Below are 17,451 nucleotides of genomic sequence, written 5' to 3' on the forward strand. Positions count from 1 at the left end.
GCCTCCTCAAGCCATCTGCAAGAACTGGCGCAGCCGCGCCGATTGCGGGTCGCGCATCACCTGCGACGGCGCGCCGCGTTCTTCGACCAGGCCCTTGTGCAGGAAGATCACCTCACTGGAGATATCACGGGCGAGTGACATTTCGTGCGTGACCATGACCATGGTGCGCCCTTCTTCGGCGAGCTTCTTGATGACGAGCAGGACTTCGTTGACGAGTTCCGGGTCGAGCGCCGACGTAGGCTCGTCGAAGAGCATGACTTCCGGCTTCATCGCGAGAGCACGGGCGATCGCCGCGCGCTGCTGCTGGCCGCCCGAAAGCTGGTTGGGATAGTGGTCGCGCTTTGGGGTGATGCCGACCTTTTCCATCAGCAATTCGGCCTCGCCGATCGCATCCTTGCGCGTCATGCCGAGCACATGTATCGGGCCCTCGATGATGTTTTCGAGGATGGTCTTGTGGGACCACAGATTGAAGCTCTGGAACACCATGCCAAGGCGCGTACGGATATGTTCGAGCTGCCGCTTGTCGGTGGCATGGAACTTGCCGTCCTTGCCCTTGACGGTGCGGATCACCTCGCCCGAGACCGCGATCTCGCCCTCATCGGGCGTCTCCAGATAGTTGATGCAGCGCAGCAAAGTGCTCTTGCCCGAACCACTGCTGCCGATCAGCGAGATGACGTCGCCGGACTTCGCCTCGAAGGAGACGCCTTTCAGCACCTCGACGGACCCGAAGCTCTTGTGAATGTTCTTCACCGATAGCGCTGTTGCGACCATGATCGTTCCTCTCGTCGCGCCCAGGCGCGCCTCCTCGTTATGCTTTCGCCGTGCGGTAGCGGGTGAGCCGCTTCTCGACGACGCCCATGACGCGCGTCAGGATGAAGACGACGGTGAAATAGATGATGCCGGCGGCAATCAGCGGTTCGAAGATCAACAGCGACTGGCGCTGCAACATACGGGCGGTGCCCATGACCTCGAGGATGGTGATGGTCGAGGCAAGCGACGTCGTCTTCAACAGGATGATCAGGTCGCCCGTCAGCACCGGCAGGCAGGATCGGAACGCCTGCGGCAGGGTGATGCGGCGAAGGATCATCGACGAGCGCATGCCGATCGACTTTGCCGCTTCGATCTGGCCTCGCGGGATCGCCTTGATCGCGCCGCGGATAACCTCGGCATTGTAGGAGGCCTGGTTGAGGCTGAGCGCAAAGATCGCGTACCACAGGCCGTCACGAAGATAGGGCCAGAGGAAGCTGTGGCGTACCCAGGTGCCGGGCAGGATTTGCCCGAGGCCATAGTAGATCAGGTAGATCTGTACCAGGAGCGGCGTGCCGCGGAATGCGAAGGTGAAGACATAGGCCGGGACCGAGAGCACGCGCCTGCCGGAAAGCCGGGCAAGCGCCACGAGAGTGCCGATGACCAGACCGAAGACGCCCGCCACCGCCGTCAAAAGCAGCGTCAGGGGGGTGGCCTTGATCAGCGCCGGCAGGAAGCCGATGACGTTGGAGATTGTTTCCATCAGTGGTGCCCCCGGTTGAGGCGGCGCTCGATCTGAGCAATCACCAGGACGGAAACGAGCGTGATCGCCAGAAACAGGATGGCCGTGAGGCCGTAGAAGAAGATGTACTGTTTGGTGCCGGCCGCAGCGCGGTAGCCGGTGTAGAGCAATTCGCTGAATGAGCCGAGCACGCTGATGATGGCGCTTTCCTTGGTGATCGACAGCCAGAGATTGCCCATGCCTGGAACCGCGTGGCGCATCATCTGCGGGAGGATAATGCGGGTGAAGACCTTGCGTCTCGGCATGCCGATCGAAACCGCCGCCTCGACCTGGCCGGGGGGCACGGAAAGGAAGGCGGAGCGCAGCACTTCAGTCATGAAGGCGCCGGAGACGAAAGCGAGTGCGATGATTGCTGCCCAGAACGAGCTGAACTGGAAGGTCTCGGCCACAAGGCCAAAGTGCTTCAACAGCCGCTCGGCACCGCTCGCGACGGAGAAATAGAGGAGCAGGATGACGAGCAGTTCGGGAAGCGAGCGAACGACGGTCGTATAGATCTCGGCAAGGAAGCGCGGGACGCGGTGCTTCGACAGTTTGCCGGCCGCACCGAGGAAGCCGAAGAGAACCGCAACCGCATAGGCGACCACGGACACCTGCAAGGTCATCACCAGGCCCCAGGCGAAATCGTCGCCCCAGCCCTCGCCGCCCCAGGCAAGCAATTGCCAGTAATAGTCCATCCGTCGTTACCTGTTCCCGATTGTCTCGTCAGCCCTCACGCCGCCCTCTGTCGGGCTGGATCGCTGTAGCGGTCGCTGCGAAGATGCCCCGGCGCTGCGGCCGGTTTGGCGATCGAGGGCGGCGCGAAACATAGGCCGCACGCCGCCCTTGAAAAGCGATTTACTTCTTGCCGAAGATCCACTTGTCGACGAGCTTCTGGGTCGTGCCGTCCTTCTCCAGAGCGGCAAGGCCGGCATTGACCTTTTCAAGCGTCGCCGCATCACCCTTGCGAACGGCATAGGCGACACCCTCACCGAGAACGGCATTCTTCGGGACCTCGACCTTGACCTCGTAGTCGGCGCCCTCAGGCGACTTCAGGAAGGTCTGGATGTAGAGGTCGGGGATCAACACGTAGTCGACGCGGCCGGCAATGAGGTCAGCGACCGAGTTGTCTGCCGTGTCATAACTCTTGGCTTCAGCACCAGTCAGGTACTTGGCAACATAGGCCGACTGTACGCTGGACGTCTGCACACCGATGATCTTGCCCTCGACGCTTGCCGGATCGATGATCTTGCCGGAACCGTCTGCCGCATCGATCGTCTTGATCTCGCTCGTGTCAGCCTTGGCGCCGACGAAGGAGGTGCCTTCGGTGTAATAGGGCGTCGAGAAGTCGACGACCTGGCGACGCTCGTCGGTGATCGAGAAGGCGCCGATGATGAAATCGACCTTGTTTTCCTTCATCGACGGGATCAAGCCGTCCCAGGCCATCTGGTTGATGTCGCACTTGACGGCCATCTTTTCGCAGAGTGCGCGGGAGAGATCGGCTTCAAGACCCTCCCATTGGCCGCCGGCGTTCACTTGGGTGAAAGGCATGTAGGGCTCCGGCGTCATGCCGAGCCGCAGCGTGTCCTCGGCCAATGCGCTGCCAACAGCCATGGAAAGGGCGATCCCTGCGAACAGGGCGGTCTTCAACGTCTTCATTTTGTTTCCTCCTCGGGGATTGCGACGGATCAGAGCGTGTTGCTGAACCAGCGCAGCGACATGCAGGACAGGCCCGCGTCGATCTTGCCGATCTCCGTCGTCTTCATGGGCACGACCTTGTAGCCGAGCTTGTCGAGCATCTCGATCGTGCGCGGGAAATCGGAGCCGACCATCACGACGTCATTGACGCGCAGCGCATTGGCCGCCGGCTCTTCACCTTCGGGAATGATCACCTGCTTGAAGCGCTGGAAGGCGCCGGATTTGGCAAGACGCGCAGTTGAAAGCACGGTCTCGTCGTCGAGCAGCGAGCAATCGGTCTTGAAGTGCAAAACACCTTCTGGGGTCGCGACGATCTCGCTCTTGCGGCCGAGCTTGGCAAGGCAGGCCTGCAACGCTTCGGCGCCGACCTTGTTGGTGCGGGCCGAAAGGCCGATCATCACGCTTTCGCGGGTCGTCAGCACGTCGCCGCCATCGGCAAAGCCGTTGCCCGGCAGGTCAAGCACGGTCTCGAACATGGCGCGGAGCGTCGGCTCGATCTCGGGCGTTTCCTTGACGCGGGTCTCGGCGCCCGGGCGCAGGAGGATCGCGCCTTCGGTGAAGACCAGCGCCGGATCCTCGACGAAGATCGAATCCGGGAAGGCTTCGAGCGCCGGCAGCACCGTCACTTTGACGCCCGCGTCCTTCATCGCCGCGATATAGGCGTCGTGCTCGGCCTTCACACCTTCGAAGGTGGGGTTGCCGCGATCGTCGGCGCGCAGGCCATTGACGACCGATTTGGACGGCGTGCGGACGATGATGTTGTTGAACTGGTAGACGGGGCGTGACTGCGACATTTGTAGGACCTTTGGCTTGGATGAGGTGCTTCTATCGATCGGATGTAGCGGCGTAAAGCTTTTGCGTACCGGCCGGTTCTCTTCGTGACAAATGAACGCCGGCGAGCATGCAGCGCACGGAACCGCCGGCAAGCTCGATCGTCGGCACGTCGAAGGCGAGCACGCGGGCGGAGACTTCGAGCGCCTTGATCTGATCGGGGCGGAGCGAGGCGAGCGCGCGGGCCGACATGACCACGACGCGACCGTCCGCACCGTCGAGCTCGATGGCGTTGCCGGCGAAGTTTTCAATCTGCTCAAGCGTCAGGTCGATCACCTGGCGTCCGGTTTCCTCCAGCCGGGCGCAGATTTCCTGGCGGCGCGCAACATCGGGGATCATGCTCGCACCAATGAGGGCGAATTCGGTGCCGATGCACATCAAAACGTTGGTGTGATAGATCGAGTTGCCCAGGCGGTCGACGGCGCCAAAGATCATCGGCTCGAAGTTGAAGTGGGTGCAGAAACGCTCCAGCGCCACTTCATTGGTGCGGTTGGAGCGCGCGGCATAGGCGACGCGACCAATATGGTCGAGCACCATGGCGCCGGTGCCTTCGAGATAGACGCCGTCCTTTTCGAGACCGGAATAGTCGATCACGTCCTGGACGCGATACTCGTTCTTCAGCATCTCGATGATGTCGGAGCGGCGTTCGCTCTGGCGGCTTTCCGAATACATCGGATAGATCGCCACATGGCCGCCGGAATGGGTCGAGAACCAGTTGTTCGGGAAGACGGAGTCGGGACGCGTCGTCGTTTCATCCTCAAAGAGGTGCACGGCAACGCCGGCACCGGCGAGCCCGTCAGCCATGCGGCTGACTTCATCGTAAGCGGCCTTGGCGATCGCCGACGGCTGGCGTGCCGCGTCGGTCGCCTGGAAGGCGTTGTCCTCGGCCGTCATCGGGTTCGGGCCGAAATGGTGCGGACGGATCATCACGACGCCCTTCGGCGCCTGTACGGACAGTCTCTTCATTTCAGGCAGCGCTCCGCTCGGACGGGGCCGCCGGCTGCTGCCGGAAAAGGCCGTAGAGATCGCGCGGGTGCTCCGGCTGCGTCGTCAGGTCGAGTTCGGTGTAGAACGCCGTGCCCTGGATCTTGTCGCGCAGGAAGCGCAGTGCCGAGAAGTCTTCGGTGGCAAAACCGACGGAATCGAAGATGGTGATCTGACCGTTGCTGCGGCGGCCTTCGGCCTCGCCGGCAATCACCTGCCAGAGTTCGGTCACTGGGAAATCCGGCGCCATCTGCTGGATCTCGCCTTCGATGCGGGTCTGCTCCGGATATTCGACGAAGACGTCGGCGCGGCGCAGGATATCGCCCTGCAGTTCGGTCTTGCCGGGGCAATCGCCGCCGACCGCATTGATGTGCACGCCGGCGCCGACCATATTGTCGGAGAGGATCGTGGCGTTGCGCTTGTCGGCCGTGACCGTCGTGATGATGTCAGCGCCGGCAACGGCCTCTTCCGCCGTCGCGGCCACGACGATGTCGAAATCCATGTCGGCGAGGTTGTTGCAGAACTTCTCGGCGGCTTCGGCGTCGATGTCGAAGACCTGCAGCCGCTTGACGCCGAGCAGGGCACGGAAGGCAAGCGCCTGGAATTCAGACTGGGCGCCGAGGCCGATGATTGCCATCGAGCGGGCGTCGGGGCGAGCGAGGTACTTTGCGGCGAGCGCCGAGGTGGCCGCCGTGCGCAGACCGGTCATGATCGTCATTTCGGAGACGAGGCAGGGATAGCCGGTGCTGACATCGGAGAGAACACCGAAGGCTGTCACCGTCTGCAGGCCGACATTGGGATTCTTCGGGTGGCCGTTGACATATTTGAAGCCGTAATGCTCGCCGTCCGAGGTCGGCATCAGCTCGATGACGCCGGTCTTCGAGTGGCTCGCGAGCCGCGGCGTTTTCTCGAATGCGTTCCACCGGCGGAAATCATCCTCGATGTATTCCGCAAGACCCACAAGGAACGTCTCAATGCCGATCGATTTGACCAGCTCGATTACGTTGCCGACACCGACATACTGAACCACGTTTAAAACTCCATCGGAGAAATTCGATGAAGTCAGCCTAGGCTTGCAAGAAGTGAGTTGAAATTTTAAACTTGCGCAAAATTGGCGGACATATTGAGCAATTTGCGTAATCGTAATATACAGTTTTCATGCATATCTTTGATGACCTCGATCACCAGCTCATCTCGCTATTGCGAGAAGACGGGCGCGCCCCCTACTCCAAGATCGCGACGGTGCTCGGCATCTCCCGGGCGACGGTGCAGACACGCATCGACCGATTGCTGGAAAGCGGTGCGGTACTCGGCTTCACGCTGCGCGTGCGGCAGGATTACGACGATCGCGCCATCCGTGCGATTATGATGATCGAGGTCAGCGGCCGCAACACCACCAAGGTGATCAAATACCTGCGCGGCCTGCCCGAGCTTTACGCGCTGCATACGACCAATGGCGGCTGGGATCTGGTCGCCGAAATCCGCGCCAACAGCCTCAGCGATTTCGACCGCATCCTGCGCGAAGTGCGCGACGTCGATGGCGTATCGAACAGCGAAACGAGCATTCTGCTCAGCACCGTCTGATCCCCCACCATCACAAGCGCGCCGCCCGCGCGCCATTCAAGACCGGTAAGACCCATGAGCCATATTCCCCAGATCGACTACGACAGCGCTTCCGACGAAATCCGCGCCGCCCATGACGAAGAGGTGCGCGTGCGCGGACGCATGACCAACATGAAACGCACGCTTTTGCATTCTCCGGTAGCGCACCGGATCTACGCCGAATGGTTCACGCTGCGCGAGGAATTGCGCCCGGCGTTGAACGACAGTGAGATCTGGTTTCTGTCGCACGCGATTTCCGAGGCCATGCGATCGCCGATCGCCATGGGCTTCTTTCGCCGCGCCTTCGCAAATGCCGGCATCGACTTCCATACCGTTACGCCCACCGAAGACGAGCAGCGGCTGATCGCCTTCGGCCGCGCCATCGTCGCCGATAGCAATGCCGTTCCGGACGCGATCTGGACAGGCCTCAAGGCGCGCTACGATGCCAAGGCGCTGGTCGATCTCGTCGCCTTCTCGGGCATCATGGTGGCGACTGCGCTTTTCAACAACGTCGTCGAGGTCGAATTCGACAAGGAACTGGAACCGTTCGTCGACTGAGATCCAGGACCTGAACGGCGCCGCGATCGCTCACTGCCTGGCACGAGATAGCTCGCCGTGACGCTTGACTTGACCAGTTTGCGTGTATATACACGTATCATGTCTCGTTGCTACTGTGCCCTTTTACGCAAAGCCACCCGGAGAGTGACGTCGGTCTACGACGACGCGCTGCAACCGATCGGTCTCAACCTCGCCCAGTTCAGTTTGCTTCGGCACATCGCGCGCGATGAGCCGATCTCGATGACCGAGCTTGGCCGCAAGATCGAACTCGAACGCTCGACGGTCAGCCGCAACGTCAAGGTGCTGGAGGGCATGGGGCTGGCGGCAACCGGAAGCGGGAAGGATCAGAGGGAGGCCATTGTTGAACTTACGGAAAACGGCCACCGGATTCTCGTTGACGGCGCGCCGCTCTGGCAGGCCGCACAGGACAAGATCGAGGTACGATTGGGGACGGACGCGGCCGCCCAGCTAGAGGAATTGCTGCTGGCGCTCTAGGCAAACTGGCTTGCCAATGAACCGGTAACAAACTGCCAAACAACCATTCAACCTGCGAAATGCGCTCCGAAAGCCCGCGCAGCGCCTTCGCACACCCCGAAAACACGGACGAAAGGAAGTCGACGATGCTCGGTCCGGCGCTTGCGCGTTATCTAGCCAAACGCAATATCCATTACGGCTGGGCTGTGGCCGCCGTCACCTTCCTGGTCATGCTGTCGACCGCCGGCGCCATGGGCTCGGCCGGCGTGCTGATCAAGCCGCTTGAAACCGAGTTCGGCTGGTCGAATGCCCAGATCTCGCTGGCGCTGGCGATCCGCCTTTGCCTGTTCGGTCTGCTTGGCCCCTTCGCAGCATCGTTCATGAACCACTTCGGCGTGCGCCAGGTCGTCTCCGCGGCGCTGGTCCTGATCATCGCCGGCATCGCCGCCTCCTTCTACATGACGGAGCTCTGGCACTTGGTCGCGATCTGGGGCGTGGTGCTGGGCGTCGGCACCGGCATGACGGCGCTGGTTCTCGGCGCGACAGTCGCGACACGCTGGTTCGACAAGCGACGCGGGCTCGTCGTGGGGCTGATGACTGCCAGCAACGCCACGGGGCAGCTGGTGTTCCTGCCGCTGCTCGCGTCTCTCACGGAAACGATCGGCTGGCGCTCGGCACTGACGCTGATCATCGTCATCCTCATGGCAGCCTTCACACTGGTCCTGTTGCTGATGCAGGATCGCCCTGGTGATCTCGGCCTCGCGCCCTTCGGCTCGAAACAGATGGTGCCGGCACCACCGAAGGCAAAGAGCTTCGGGGCTCTGCTGATGGCACCGATCAGGGCGCTTTCCGATGCCGCGAAGACCAACACCTTCTGGGTGTTGTTCGCCACCTTCTTCGTCTGCGGTTTCAGCACCAACGGCCTGATCCAGACCCATTGGGTTTCGATCTGCGGTGATGTGGGTATTGCCGCCGTCGCCGCGGCCAGCCTCCTGGCGCTGATCGGCGTGTTCGATCTCATCGGGACCGTCGGCTCCGGCTGGCTGTCGGATCGCTACGACAACCGCTGGCTGCTCTTCTGGTTCTACGGTCTGCGCGGCCTTTCGCTGATGTTCCTGCCGCTCAGCGGCTTCAACATCTACACGCTGTCAATCTTCGCGATCTTCTACGGCCTGGATTGGGTCGCGACGGTTCCGCCGACCGTGAAGCTCTCAGCCGAACGCTTCGGCCCGGAACGGGCCAGCCTCGTCTTCGGCTGGGTTTTTACCGGCCATCAGCTCGGGGCAGCCAGTGCGACCTTCCTTGCCGGGGCGAGCCGGACGTCGCTCGAAACCTACACGCCGGCGCTGATCGCCGCCGGCATGCTCTGCATCGTCGCGGCAATGCTGGTCCTGACAATCGGTCGGCGCCAGCCGGAAGCGCTGGTGCCGCAGCCAGCCTGAGTTCTTCCCCATAGTTGTGCGCAAAAAGGGCGGGCTGCCGGTGGCAGCCCGCCCTTGATGTTTAGGCCTGAGGTCGATGACCGTCAGTGCCTGAACTCAGTCACGAACTCCGGATTGCCGCGAATGGTGTTGCTGACAGTGCAGATCTCATTTTCGGCGGCTTCCGCGATCGCATGACGGACCGCATCGTCGAAATCGCCCTTGATGTCGAAGACGATGTTGAACTTGGCGACGCGGGAGGGTTCGTCATGGGCCTTCTCGCCGGTCACCTTGGCACTTACCTCCGTCAACCGGTCGAGCACGCCGTAGCGGCTGGCTGCGATGCGGGCGCTCAAGACCAGGCAGCTTGCGAGCGAGGCGTAAAGCAGATCGAGCGGGCCGTAACCCGCCTGCGACGGGCCGGTAACGATATCGAGTTCGCCGCCGGTCACCGAAGTCACATGCGGAAAGCCGGTTCTGCCGACCACGGCCGTCGCACCGGTTTCACGCGTTCTCACTTTCACATCCGCCATCTCGCAAACCTTCCCAGAATTCTCGGAACCGACACCATCGTTGTCGGCAGAAACACGTCGCCCCGGGCCGCAAGGCCCAGGGCGTTGATATGTGCGCCTTTGAAGAACGGCGCAAGAGCGACGCTCGATCAGTTCTTCTTCACCAGGCGGTAGAACACGAAGTCCGACGTCGCGCCGTTGACGTAGCCCTCGACCTTGTCCTTCATCGCGACCTGGGTCGCTGCCTGGAACATGATCACGATCGGCGACTTTTCCTGCACCTTGCGCTGCAGGTCGACATAGAGCGCATCGCGCTTGGCCGGATCGGCTTCCTTGAGCGCTGCCTTGGTCGCTTCGTTGAGTTCCGCCGGCACGGCCCAGCCGTTACGCCAGGTGGTCGTCGACTGATACTTGTCGTCGGCATTGTCTTCGTTATAGGCGAAGGCCTTGGCGTTCGAATGGGGGTCCATGAAGTCGGGCCCCCAATAGAGCAGCATGGCTTCGTGGGTGCGCGCACGGTACTTGGTGATCACCTGGCTGCCGGTGCCCGGGATGATCTCGAAGTTGATGCCGGCTTCGGCGAACGAAGCCTGCAGCGACTGTGCCATGTCGGTAAACGGCGTCGAGTTGATGACGTCGAGGGTTACCTTGATCGGCGTCTTGATTCCGGCGTCGGCGAGGATCTTCTTCGCCTTTTCGACATCGTAGCTGTAGGGCGTTTCATCGAGCGAGCCAGGGAAGCCCTTCGGCCAGAAGGCCTGGTGAACTTCCATCTGGCCCTTGAGGAAGCTGTCGGTCATGCCCTTGTAGTCGACGAGGTAGCGGGCAGCTTCCCAGACGGCTTCCGGCTGCAGGGCTGTGTTCTTCTGGTTGAAGGACAGGAAGTGCACGGCGGCCTGGGGGTAGGATTCGACCTTCATGCCGTCCTTGCCTTCGAGACCCGAAACCTGGTCCGGCGTCAGGTTCTTGGCCATGTCGACGTCGCCGGTCTGCAGCATCAGCTGCTGCGTTGCAGCTTCGGCCACGTGACGGATGATCACGCCCTTGATTGCCGGAGCGCCACCGAAATAGTTCGGGTTGCTCTGCAGGTTCAGGAGCTCGCCGGCGCGGAAGGCCTTGAGCACGAAGGGACCGGTGCCGGCCGAATTGGCCTTGAGCCACGCATTGCCGAAGTCGCCATCGGCTTCGTTGGCCTTGACGGTTTCCGCGTCGACCACCGAAGCCGGGCGGGCGGCAAGAACGTTCAGAACGAAGGCCGACGAGAAGTCGCCTTCATACTTGATCGTGACCTTGTTGCCGTCGGCGGTCACCATCTTGTCGATGTTCTCAGGCGTCCAGCCGAGCTGCGTCAGGATGAAGGCCGGGGCCTTGTTGAGAACGACGACGCGCTTGAAGGAATAGACGACGTCTTCGCCGCGCAGCGGGTTGCCGGACGTGAAGGTGACACCATCACGCAGCGTGAAGTTGATCGTCTTGGCGGCATCGTCGGCCGTCCATTCGGAGGCGAGACCCGGCGCCAGCTTCTTCACGTCGGGCGCATCGTACTGCACCAGGCGGTCATAGGTCTGGGTGACGTATTCGCCCGAAGAAAACTCGTAGGCTTCGGCCGGGTCGATGCTGACGATGTCGTCGATGTTCTGCGCCACGACCAGCACTTCCGCCGGCGTTTCGGCGAGCGCCGCCGGCGATACGCTCATCATCAGGGACGCCGCGAACACCGCGGCCTTGAACATTCTCATCATCATTCTCCTATTTTCGATGAGGCTTGGTTTTTGTCATCGCCGGCTTCAGCGCCTTTTGCGGCGCGCCGGTCTCGTTGGATTGCGATGCCCGCAAGCGGAAGAGCGGCAGCGTGCCGGTCCAGATCAGCCGCACGGGCTTGTCGGTCTTGTTCCACCAAAAGTGAGGCTGGATGCCGCGGAAATGCAGGCCGTCGCCCGGGGAAAGCGTGGTCTCGTCGCCGTCGAGCCCGAACAGGATCTCCCCTTCGAGCATGTAGACAAGCTCCTCGCCCTCATGACTGAAGACCTCGGAACGGTGTCCCGGCGGAATGGTGATGACGAAGCTCGAAAGCTGGTTGCCGGCAAAATCGGCGCCGATCCGCTCATAGGAAACCGGCGAGCCGCCGACCGAAAACACCATGCGCCCCTCGGCGCGCGAGAGGCCGGTATCGATCGCCGGGGCGAGGATGAAGTGGTTGAGCTCGGCGCCGAGCCCCTGGGCAATCTGGGCCAGCGTGCCAAGCGAGGGCATGGCGAGATCGCGCTCGATCTGGCTGAGATAACCGACGGAAACGCCCGCCGCATCGCTCAGCGCCTGCAGCGTCATATGCATCTGCCGCCGGCGCGCGCGCACCAGCGCGCCCACCTTCGGCTGCCCTGCCCCGGTGCTTTTCCCGGACGTGGCTTCGTCATCCGACGGAACGCTCACGCTCTCCTCCCCCAGTAAAATTTTTTTGATTTAAGCAAACTTATTTATATACTCCAAGCGAATTTTTGCGGTATCGACAGGACAGACCGCAAGCGAAGAGGGATGGAATCGCCACGTGGCAAATGACAGCACCACAGCAGCAACGCCGGTACGCCGCGCCTCCAGACCTAGCCGGAGCCGGCAGCGCCTTACCTCATTGGCGGGCTTCCTGGTTACGCTCGCGATAACCTTCCTTGGCCTGCTCGCGATCACCTTCTTCATCGGCCGCATCGTGCCGATCGACCCGGTTCTCGCTGTCGTCGGCGACCGCGCGCCCGTTGCGGTCTATGAGCGCGTCCGCCAGGAAATGGGGCTCGACCAGCCGCTGATCACTCAGTTCGTCAGCTATGTCGGCGATGTCGCCACCGGCAATTTTGGCACCTCGGTTTCCACCGGCAAGCCGGTTATCGAAGACCTTGCCCGCGTCTTTCCGGCGACGCTCGAAATGGCGACACTCGGCATCATTCTCGGCGTGCTGATCGGCGTCCCACTCGGCGTTTTTGCAGCCGCCCGCCGCGGCTCGTGGCTCGATCAGGGCATCCGCGTCGTCGGCCTGCTCGGCTATTCGGTGCCCGCCTTCTGGCTCGGCCTTGTCGGTCTCGCCGTCTTCTATGCACGGTTGAATTGGGTCGGCGGTCCGGGACGCGTCGATATCTTCTATGACGGCATGGTTTCTCCCATCACAGGGCTGATCCTCATCGACAGCATCATCGTCGGCGAATGGGAGATCTTCCGCAACGCCGTGTGGCACCTGATCCTTCCGGCCTCCTGCCTCGGCTTTTTCTCGCTTGCCTATATCGCCCGCATGACCCGCTCCTTCATGCTCGACCAGTTGAGCCAGGAATATGTCACCACCGCGCGGGTCAAGGGCGTGCCGGAGCGCCTCGTCATCTGGCGCCACGCCTTCCGGCCGATCCGCGTGCCGCTGATCACCGTCATCGGCCTTTCCTATGCCGGCCTGCTCGAAGGCTCCGTCATGATCGAGACGATCTTCTCCTGGCCGGGCATCGGCAACTACCTGACCGTCGCCCTGCTCAACGCCGACATGTCGGCGGTGCTCGGCTCGACCCTCGTCATCGGTGCGGTCTTCATCGGCATCAACAAGATTTCGGACGTGCTCTATCGCGTGCTCGATCCGCGTGCACGCTAAGAGGAGGCGGACATGACCACACTTCGCGACTGGCTGATCGACGACAGCCCCGCCTCGCCGATGCAGGCCCGCCTCGGACGTTTCTACCGCATCTTCGGCGCGCTGATGCGCAATCCGCTTGCCGTCGTCGGCGCTATCATCATCCTGGCCCTGGTGTTGACCGCTCTGTTCGCGCCTTGGCTCGCCACCCATGATCCGCTGCGCCAATCGCTCGGCGAACGCCTGCTGCCGCCGAGTGCCGCCCACTGGATGGGAACCGACGAGCTCGGTCGCGACATCTGGTCCCGCGTCGTCTACGGTGCACGCATCACGCTCGCCATCGTCACGCTCGTTGCCGTGCTCGCAGCCCCCGCCGGCCTGGTGATCGGCGTTGCCGCCGGCTATTTCGGCGGCTGGGTCGATCGCATCCTCATGGGCATCACCGACATCTTCCTGTCGCTGCCGAAGCTCATTCTGGCGCTCGCCTTCGTCGCGGCCCTCGGCCCCGGCATCGAAAATGCGATCATCGCCATCGCCATCACCTCCTGGCCGGGCTACGCCCGTGTCGCCCGGGCAGAAACTCTGACCTTCAAGAACTCCGAGTTCATTTCGGCGGTGCGGCTACTCGGCGCTTCGAGCCTGCGCGTCAATCTCGGCCACGTGCTGCCGCTCTGCACCTCGTCGATGATTGTCCGCGTCACGCTCGACATGGCCGGCATCATCCTGACGGCCGCCGGCCTCGGCTTCATCGGTCTTGGCGCCCAGCCGCCGCTTCCCGAATGGGGCGCGATGATCTCGCGTGGCCGTTCGTTCATTCTCGACCAGTGGTGGGTCGCAACCATGCCGGGCTTTGCCATCATTCTCGTCAGCCTCGGCTTCTGCTTCCTGGGCGATGGTCTGCGCGACGTGCTGGACCCGAAGAGTGGGGAGCAGCGTTGATGAGCAATCTTCTCGAAATCGAAAACCTGCGCGTCACCTTCCCGACCCCCCGTGGCGACCTCGAAGTGGTACGCGGCATCTCCTTCACGCTCGGCCGCGAGCGCCTCGGCATCGTTGGCGAGAGCGGCTCGGGCAAGTCGATGACCGGCCGCTCGATCCTGCAGCTCATCCGGGCGCCGGGTCGCGTCACCGCCGACAAGCTCGTCTTCGACGGCATCGACCTTCTGAAGCAATCCGAACGGCAGATGCGCGCCATTCGCGGCGCCCGCATCTCCATGGTGATGCAGGACCCGAAGTTCTCGCTGAATCCGGTCATGACCATCGGCGAGCAGATCGCCGAGGCACTGCTGACGCACCAGAAGCTGCCACGCCGCGAGGTCAACAGCCGCATGCTCGCCATGCTGGAATCGGTGCGCATCGCCGATCCGGAACGCGTCGCCAAGCTCTATCCGCACGAAGTCTCCGGCGGCATGGGCCAGCGGGTGATGATCGCGATGATGCTGATCCCGGAGCCGGACCTCTTGATTGCCGACGAGCCGACTTCAGCGCTCGACGTCTCTGTCCAGGCCCAGGTGCTCGACATCATCGACGAACTGGTGAAGCGCAAGGGCATGGGGCTGATCTTCATCAGCCACGACCTGAACCTCGTCTCCAGCTATTGCGACCGCATCCTCGTCATGAACACCGGCGAGGTGGTTGAGGAATGCAAGGCCGGCGAACTGATGGCGGCCAAGCACCCCTATACGCGCGGGCTCATCGCCTCGATCCCGCGCCTCGACGAAACACGGGACGAGCTGCCGGTGCTCGACCGCAGCGCATGGGCCAAGGCATGACCGCGCTCTCTCTCAAGAACCTCGACATCTCCTATGGTGATGTGCAGATCACCCACGACGTCAATCTCGACATCGCCGACGGCGAGAGCTTTGCCCTCGTCGGCGAAAGCGGCTCGGGTAAATCAACCGTGCTGAAGGCCATCGCCGGTCTGGCGCCGGAATGGTCAGGAGAAATCACGGTGCTCGGCTCGCCCCGCGGCCACGGCATCGACCGCGCCTTCTCGCGCCAGTGCCAGATGGTGTTCCAGGATCCATACGGTTCGCTGCACCCACGCAAGACGGTCGACGCCACACTCGGCGAAGCGCTGACGATCCATGGCATCGGCGACCGCAATGCGCGGATCGAGGAGGTGATGGCCTCGGTCGGTCTCGACCGCAAGTTCCGCTTCCGCTTCCCGCATCAGCTTTCGGGCGGCCAGCGCCAGCGTGTGGCGATCGCTCGTGCGCTGATGCTGAAGCCGAAGGTGCTGCTGCTCGACGAGCCGACCTCGGCGCTCGACGTGTCGGTCCAGGCTGAAATCCTCAATCTGTTGAAGCGCCTGCGGCGCGAGCAGAACCTCACCTTCCTGATGGTCACCCACAACCTGGCCGTTGTCTCCTTCCTCTGCGATCGCCTCGCCGTCATGCGGCAGGGTCGCATCGTCGAAGTGGCCGATGTCGCCGATCTCAAGCGCGGAGATCTCAAGGAACCCTATTCGCGCGAGCTGATGCAGATCAGCGCCGCGCATGCCAACTAGAGCGGGACACGGAAAATTTGGGTGGTTTCTCGCCCATGTTCCGCTCTACAAAATCGCGTAACTCCAAGGACATAGCATGAACAGTGAACAGATCGCTGCCGCACTGGCGGAATTCGACGCGGCCATTGCCAAGACCACCGATGCCGACGCGGTATGGACCGCGCTGCAGACGCTTTGCCGCCAGGTGATCGGCGCCAAGCTTTTCACCATCATGACCGTCGACATGGTCAATGAAGTCGCCCGTCGCGCCTACACCTCGCACCCCGAGGAATACCCGACCTCGGGCACCAAACCGATCCGCTACGACAGCTGGTTCGACATCGTGCACAAGGCGCACCAGACCTTTGTCGCCAACACCATCGTCGACATCTCGAAGGTTTTCGGCGACCACGAGACCATCTGGTCGCTTGGCTGCGGCTCGGTCGCCAACATCCCGGTCGTGGTCGGCGGCGAGCTGCTCGGCACCGTCAACTGCCTCGACGTCGAGCATCACTACACGGCCGAACGCGTGGCGCTCTCCAAGCATCTGGAAATGCCGGCGAAACTCGCCTTCCTCGCCGCCGCGCGCGCCGAGCAGAAGTAACAAGACTGGCCGAAGGCGTCAGCGCCTTCGGCCCCCCTTGCCGGTCAGCGGCCGATCGCTTTGCCAGTTTCCTTCAGAAAGAAGTGTATCTTCGCCGCCTCGATCGGCACCTCGATCTGGTCATCTGGGCCGATGCGTGACGCAGCGTGAACCTGCGCCGTGAAGGCGGCTTGGCCCACCTTGCCGAGCGCCAGCGTGTGAGGCCCAAGCGGCTCGACGTCGCGCACCGTCAGCTTCACGGTTGGCGCTCCAGCGTCCGCGGCCATCGTATGTTCCGGGCGGATGCCGAGGACGACTTCCTTGCCCGCAAAAGCGCCGAGCTTTCCGGCGCGGTTTTCCGGAACCTTGATGGCCACATCACCATCACCCTTGAACTGCAAACCGCCATCACCGCCTTCAAGCCGCCCTTCGATGAAATTCATGCTGGGCGCGCCGATGAAGGCGGCGACGAAGAGATTGGCGGGCGCCTCGTAAAGCGTGATCGGGTCGGCGGCCTGCTCGATACGCCCCTGGTTCATGACGACGACGCGATCGGCCATGGTCATGGCTTCCACCTGGTCGTGGGTGACGTAGACGGCCGTCGTCTGAAGACGCCGATGCAACAGTTTGATTTCGGTGCGCATTTCGATGCGCAGCTTGGCGTCGAGGTTTGACAACGGCTCGTCGAAAAGAAAGACATCGGGCTGGCGCACGATCGCCCGACCGATCGCCACGCGCTGGCGCTGGCCGCCCGATAACGCGCTCGGCTTGCGGCCAAGATAGGCACCGAGATTGAGGATGCGGGCGGCATCCGTCACCGCCTTATCGACCTCCGCCTTCGGCGTGCCGCGCACCTTCATGCCGTAGCCGATGTTTTCGGCGACCGTCATGTGCGGATAGAGCGCGTAGTTCTGGAACACCATGGAGCAATTGCGCAAGCCAGGGCGCAGATCCGTGACGTCGCGTTCGCCAATCCTGATCGAACCAGAGGTCGCGGTTTCAAGACCGGCGATCATCCTGAGGGTCGTTGTCTTGCCGCAGCCGGACGGCCCGACGAGCACGACGAACTCGCGATCGGCGATATGAAGTTCGAGCGGCGGAATGACGGTGACGTTCCCGAAGGACTTGGTGATCTGCTCCAGTCGGACCTGTGACATGCGGAAGCCTTTGCTGCTGA

The 17,451-nt window shown here is 62.4% G+C and carries 20 protein-coding genes; 9 read left to right on the forward strand and 11 right to left on the reverse strand.

The genetic code is table 11. The features are described 5' to 3' along the window. Positions 1 to 6: 6 nt before the first annotated feature. The 7 genes from ASE60_RS07780 to ASE60_RS07810 all read right to left on the reverse strand — a co-directional run bounded on the left by ASE60_RS07780 (position 7) and on the right by ASE60_RS07810 (position 6,104). On the reverse strand, positions 7 to 771 hold the full coding sequence (locus ASE60_RS07780; RefSeq protein ID WP_057249176.1) for an ATP-binding cassette domain-containing protein: 765 nt from the start codon (positions 769 to 771) through the stop codon (positions 7 to 9). A gap of 37 nt (positions 772 to 808) precedes the next feature. Then, entirely contained in the window at positions 809 to 1,510 is a 702-nt protein-coding gene (locus ASE60_RS07785) for an ABC transporter permease subunit (protein WP_057249177.1), read from the reverse strand. Next, positions 1,510 to 2,223 carry an ABC transporter permease subunit gene (locus ASE60_RS07790; RefSeq protein WP_057249178.1) on the reverse strand — a complete coding sequence of 238 codons (714 nt, stop codon included), beginning with the start codon at positions 2,221 to 2,223 and terminating at the stop codon, positions 1,510 to 1,512. The genes ASE60_RS07785 and ASE60_RS07790 overlap by 1 nt, the downstream gene beginning before the upstream one ends. 160 nt (positions 2,224 to 2,383) lie before the next feature. Beyond that, complete coding sequence (locus ASE60_RS07795; RefSeq protein WP_057249179.1) at positions 2,384 to 3,184, reverse strand: transporter substrate-binding domain-containing protein; 801 nt, start codon at positions 3,182 to 3,184, stop codon at positions 2,384 to 2,386. Between the two features lie 29 nt (positions 3,185 to 3,213). After that, entirely contained in the window at positions 3,214 to 4,017 is an 804-nt protein-coding gene (locus ASE60_RS07800; RefSeq protein WP_057249180.1) for an arginine deiminase family protein, read from the reverse strand. A gap of 31 nt (positions 4,018 to 4,048) precedes the next feature. Further along, on the reverse strand, positions 4,049 to 5,020 hold the full coding sequence (locus ASE60_RS07805; protein ID WP_057249181.1) for an arginine deiminase-related protein: 972 nt from the start codon (positions 5,018 to 5,020) through the stop codon (positions 4,049 to 4,051). Between the two features lies 1 nt (position 5,021). Beyond that, a complete protein-coding gene (locus ASE60_RS07810; RefSeq protein WP_057249182.1) occupies positions 5,022 to 6,104 on the reverse strand; it encodes an ornithine cyclodeaminase in 1,083 nt (360 codons plus the stop codon). A gap of 92 nt (positions 6,105 to 6,196) precedes the next feature. On the opposite strand from ASE60_RS07810, the gene ASE60_RS07815 reads away from it, so the two are divergent. The 4 genes from ASE60_RS07815 to ASE60_RS07830 all read left to right on the forward strand — a co-directional run bounded on the left by ASE60_RS07815 (position 6,197) and on the right by ASE60_RS07830 (position 9,114). Continuing rightward, positions 6,197 to 6,622, forward strand: a complete 426-nt coding sequence (locus ASE60_RS07815) for an Lrp/AsnC family transcriptional regulator (protein ID WP_057249183.1) — start codon at positions 6,197 to 6,199, stop codon at positions 6,620 to 6,622. 54 nt (positions 6,623 to 6,676) lie between these two features. Next, positions 6,677 to 7,198, forward strand: a complete 522-nt coding sequence (locus tag ASE60_RS07820; protein WP_057249184.1) for a hypothetical protein — start codon at positions 6,677 to 6,679, stop codon at positions 7,196 to 7,198. A 99-nt stretch (positions 7,199 to 7,297) separates the two neighbouring features. Next, positions 7,298 to 7,693 (forward strand): MarR family transcriptional regulator, encoded by a 396-nt coding sequence (locus ASE60_RS07825; RefSeq protein WP_057249273.1) that lies wholly within the window; start codon positions 7,298 to 7,300, stop codon positions 7,691 to 7,693. 125 nt (positions 7,694 to 7,818) lie between these two features. Continuing rightward, positions 7,819 to 9,114, forward strand: a complete 1,296-nt coding sequence (locus ASE60_RS07830) for an MFS transporter (RefSeq protein ID WP_057249274.1) — start codon at positions 7,819 to 7,821, stop codon at positions 9,112 to 9,114. Between the two features lie 83 nt (positions 9,115 to 9,197). Here ASE60_RS07830 and ASE60_RS07835 read toward each other — a convergent pair whose 3' ends face one another. The 3 genes from ASE60_RS07835 to ASE60_RS07845 all read right to left on the reverse strand — a co-directional run bounded on the left by ASE60_RS07835 (position 9,198) and on the right by ASE60_RS07845 (position 12,035). Next, on the reverse strand, positions 9,198 to 9,626 hold the full coding sequence (locus ASE60_RS07835; RefSeq protein ID WP_057249185.1) for an OsmC family protein: 429 nt from the start codon (positions 9,624 to 9,626) through the stop codon (positions 9,198 to 9,200). A 128-nt stretch (positions 9,627 to 9,754) separates the two neighbouring features. Further along, on the reverse strand, positions 9,755 to 11,344 hold the full coding sequence (locus tag ASE60_RS07840; protein ID WP_057249275.1) for an ABC transporter substrate-binding protein: 1,590 nt from the start codon (positions 11,342 to 11,344) through the stop codon (positions 9,755 to 9,757). A 10-nt stretch (positions 11,345 to 11,354) separates the two neighbouring features. Further along, positions 11,355 to 12,035: an XRE family transcriptional regulator gene (locus tag ASE60_RS07845; protein ID WP_057249186.1), complete on the reverse strand. Its 681-nt coding sequence runs from the start codon at positions 12,033 to 12,035 to the stop codon at positions 11,355 to 11,357. Positions 12,036 to 12,231: 196 nt separating this feature from the next. Here ASE60_RS07845 and ASE60_RS07850 point away from each other — a divergent pair, with 196 nt between their 5' ends. From ASE60_RS07850 to ASE60_RS07870, 5 genes are all read left to right on the forward strand, one after another. Continuing rightward, positions 12,232 to 13,224 (forward strand): ABC transporter permease, encoded by a 993-nt coding sequence (locus ASE60_RS07850; RefSeq protein ID WP_210334511.1) that lies wholly within the window; start codon positions 12,232 to 12,234, stop codon positions 13,222 to 13,224. 12 nt (positions 13,225 to 13,236) lie between these two features. Beyond that, positions 13,237 to 14,142, forward strand: coding sequence for an ABC transporter permease (locus ASE60_RS07855; protein ID WP_057249188.1), 906 nt, complete (start codon positions 13,237 to 13,239; stop codon positions 14,140 to 14,142). Continuing rightward, positions 14,142 to 14,975: an ABC transporter ATP-binding protein gene (locus ASE60_RS07860; RefSeq protein ID WP_057249189.1), complete on the forward strand. Its 834-nt coding sequence runs from the start codon at positions 14,142 to 14,144 to the stop codon at positions 14,973 to 14,975. The genes ASE60_RS07855 and ASE60_RS07860 overlap by 1 nt, the downstream gene beginning before the upstream one ends. After that, complete coding sequence (locus tag ASE60_RS07865; RefSeq protein ID WP_057249276.1) at positions 14,972 to 15,712, forward strand: ABC transporter ATP-binding protein; 741 nt, start codon at positions 14,972 to 14,974, stop codon at positions 15,710 to 15,712. The genes ASE60_RS07860 and ASE60_RS07865 overlap by 4 nt, the downstream gene beginning before the upstream one ends. Before the next feature lie 76 nt (positions 15,713 to 15,788). Continuing rightward, positions 15,789 to 16,295 (forward strand): GAF domain-containing protein, encoded by a 507-nt coding sequence (locus ASE60_RS07870; protein WP_057249190.1) that lies wholly within the window; start codon positions 15,789 to 15,791, stop codon positions 16,293 to 16,295. 44 nt (positions 16,296 to 16,339) lie between these two features. Here ASE60_RS07870 and ugpC read toward each other — a convergent pair whose 3' ends face one another. Beyond that, the gene (ugpC, locus tag ASE60_RS07875) at positions 16,340 to 17,431 is read right to left on the reverse strand and encodes a sn-glycerol-3-phosphate ABC transporter ATP-binding protein UgpC (protein ID WP_057249277.1); all 1,092 of its coding nucleotides are present in this window, start codon (positions 17,429 to 17,431) and stop codon (positions 16,340 to 16,342) included. Between the last annotated feature and the right edge of the window lie 20 nt (positions 17,432 to 17,451).

It is taken from the genome of Ensifer sp. Root278 (genome assembly GCF_001429285.1).
GTDB lineage: Bacteria > Pseudomonadota > Alphaproteobacteria > Rhizobiales > Rhizobiaceae > Ensifer.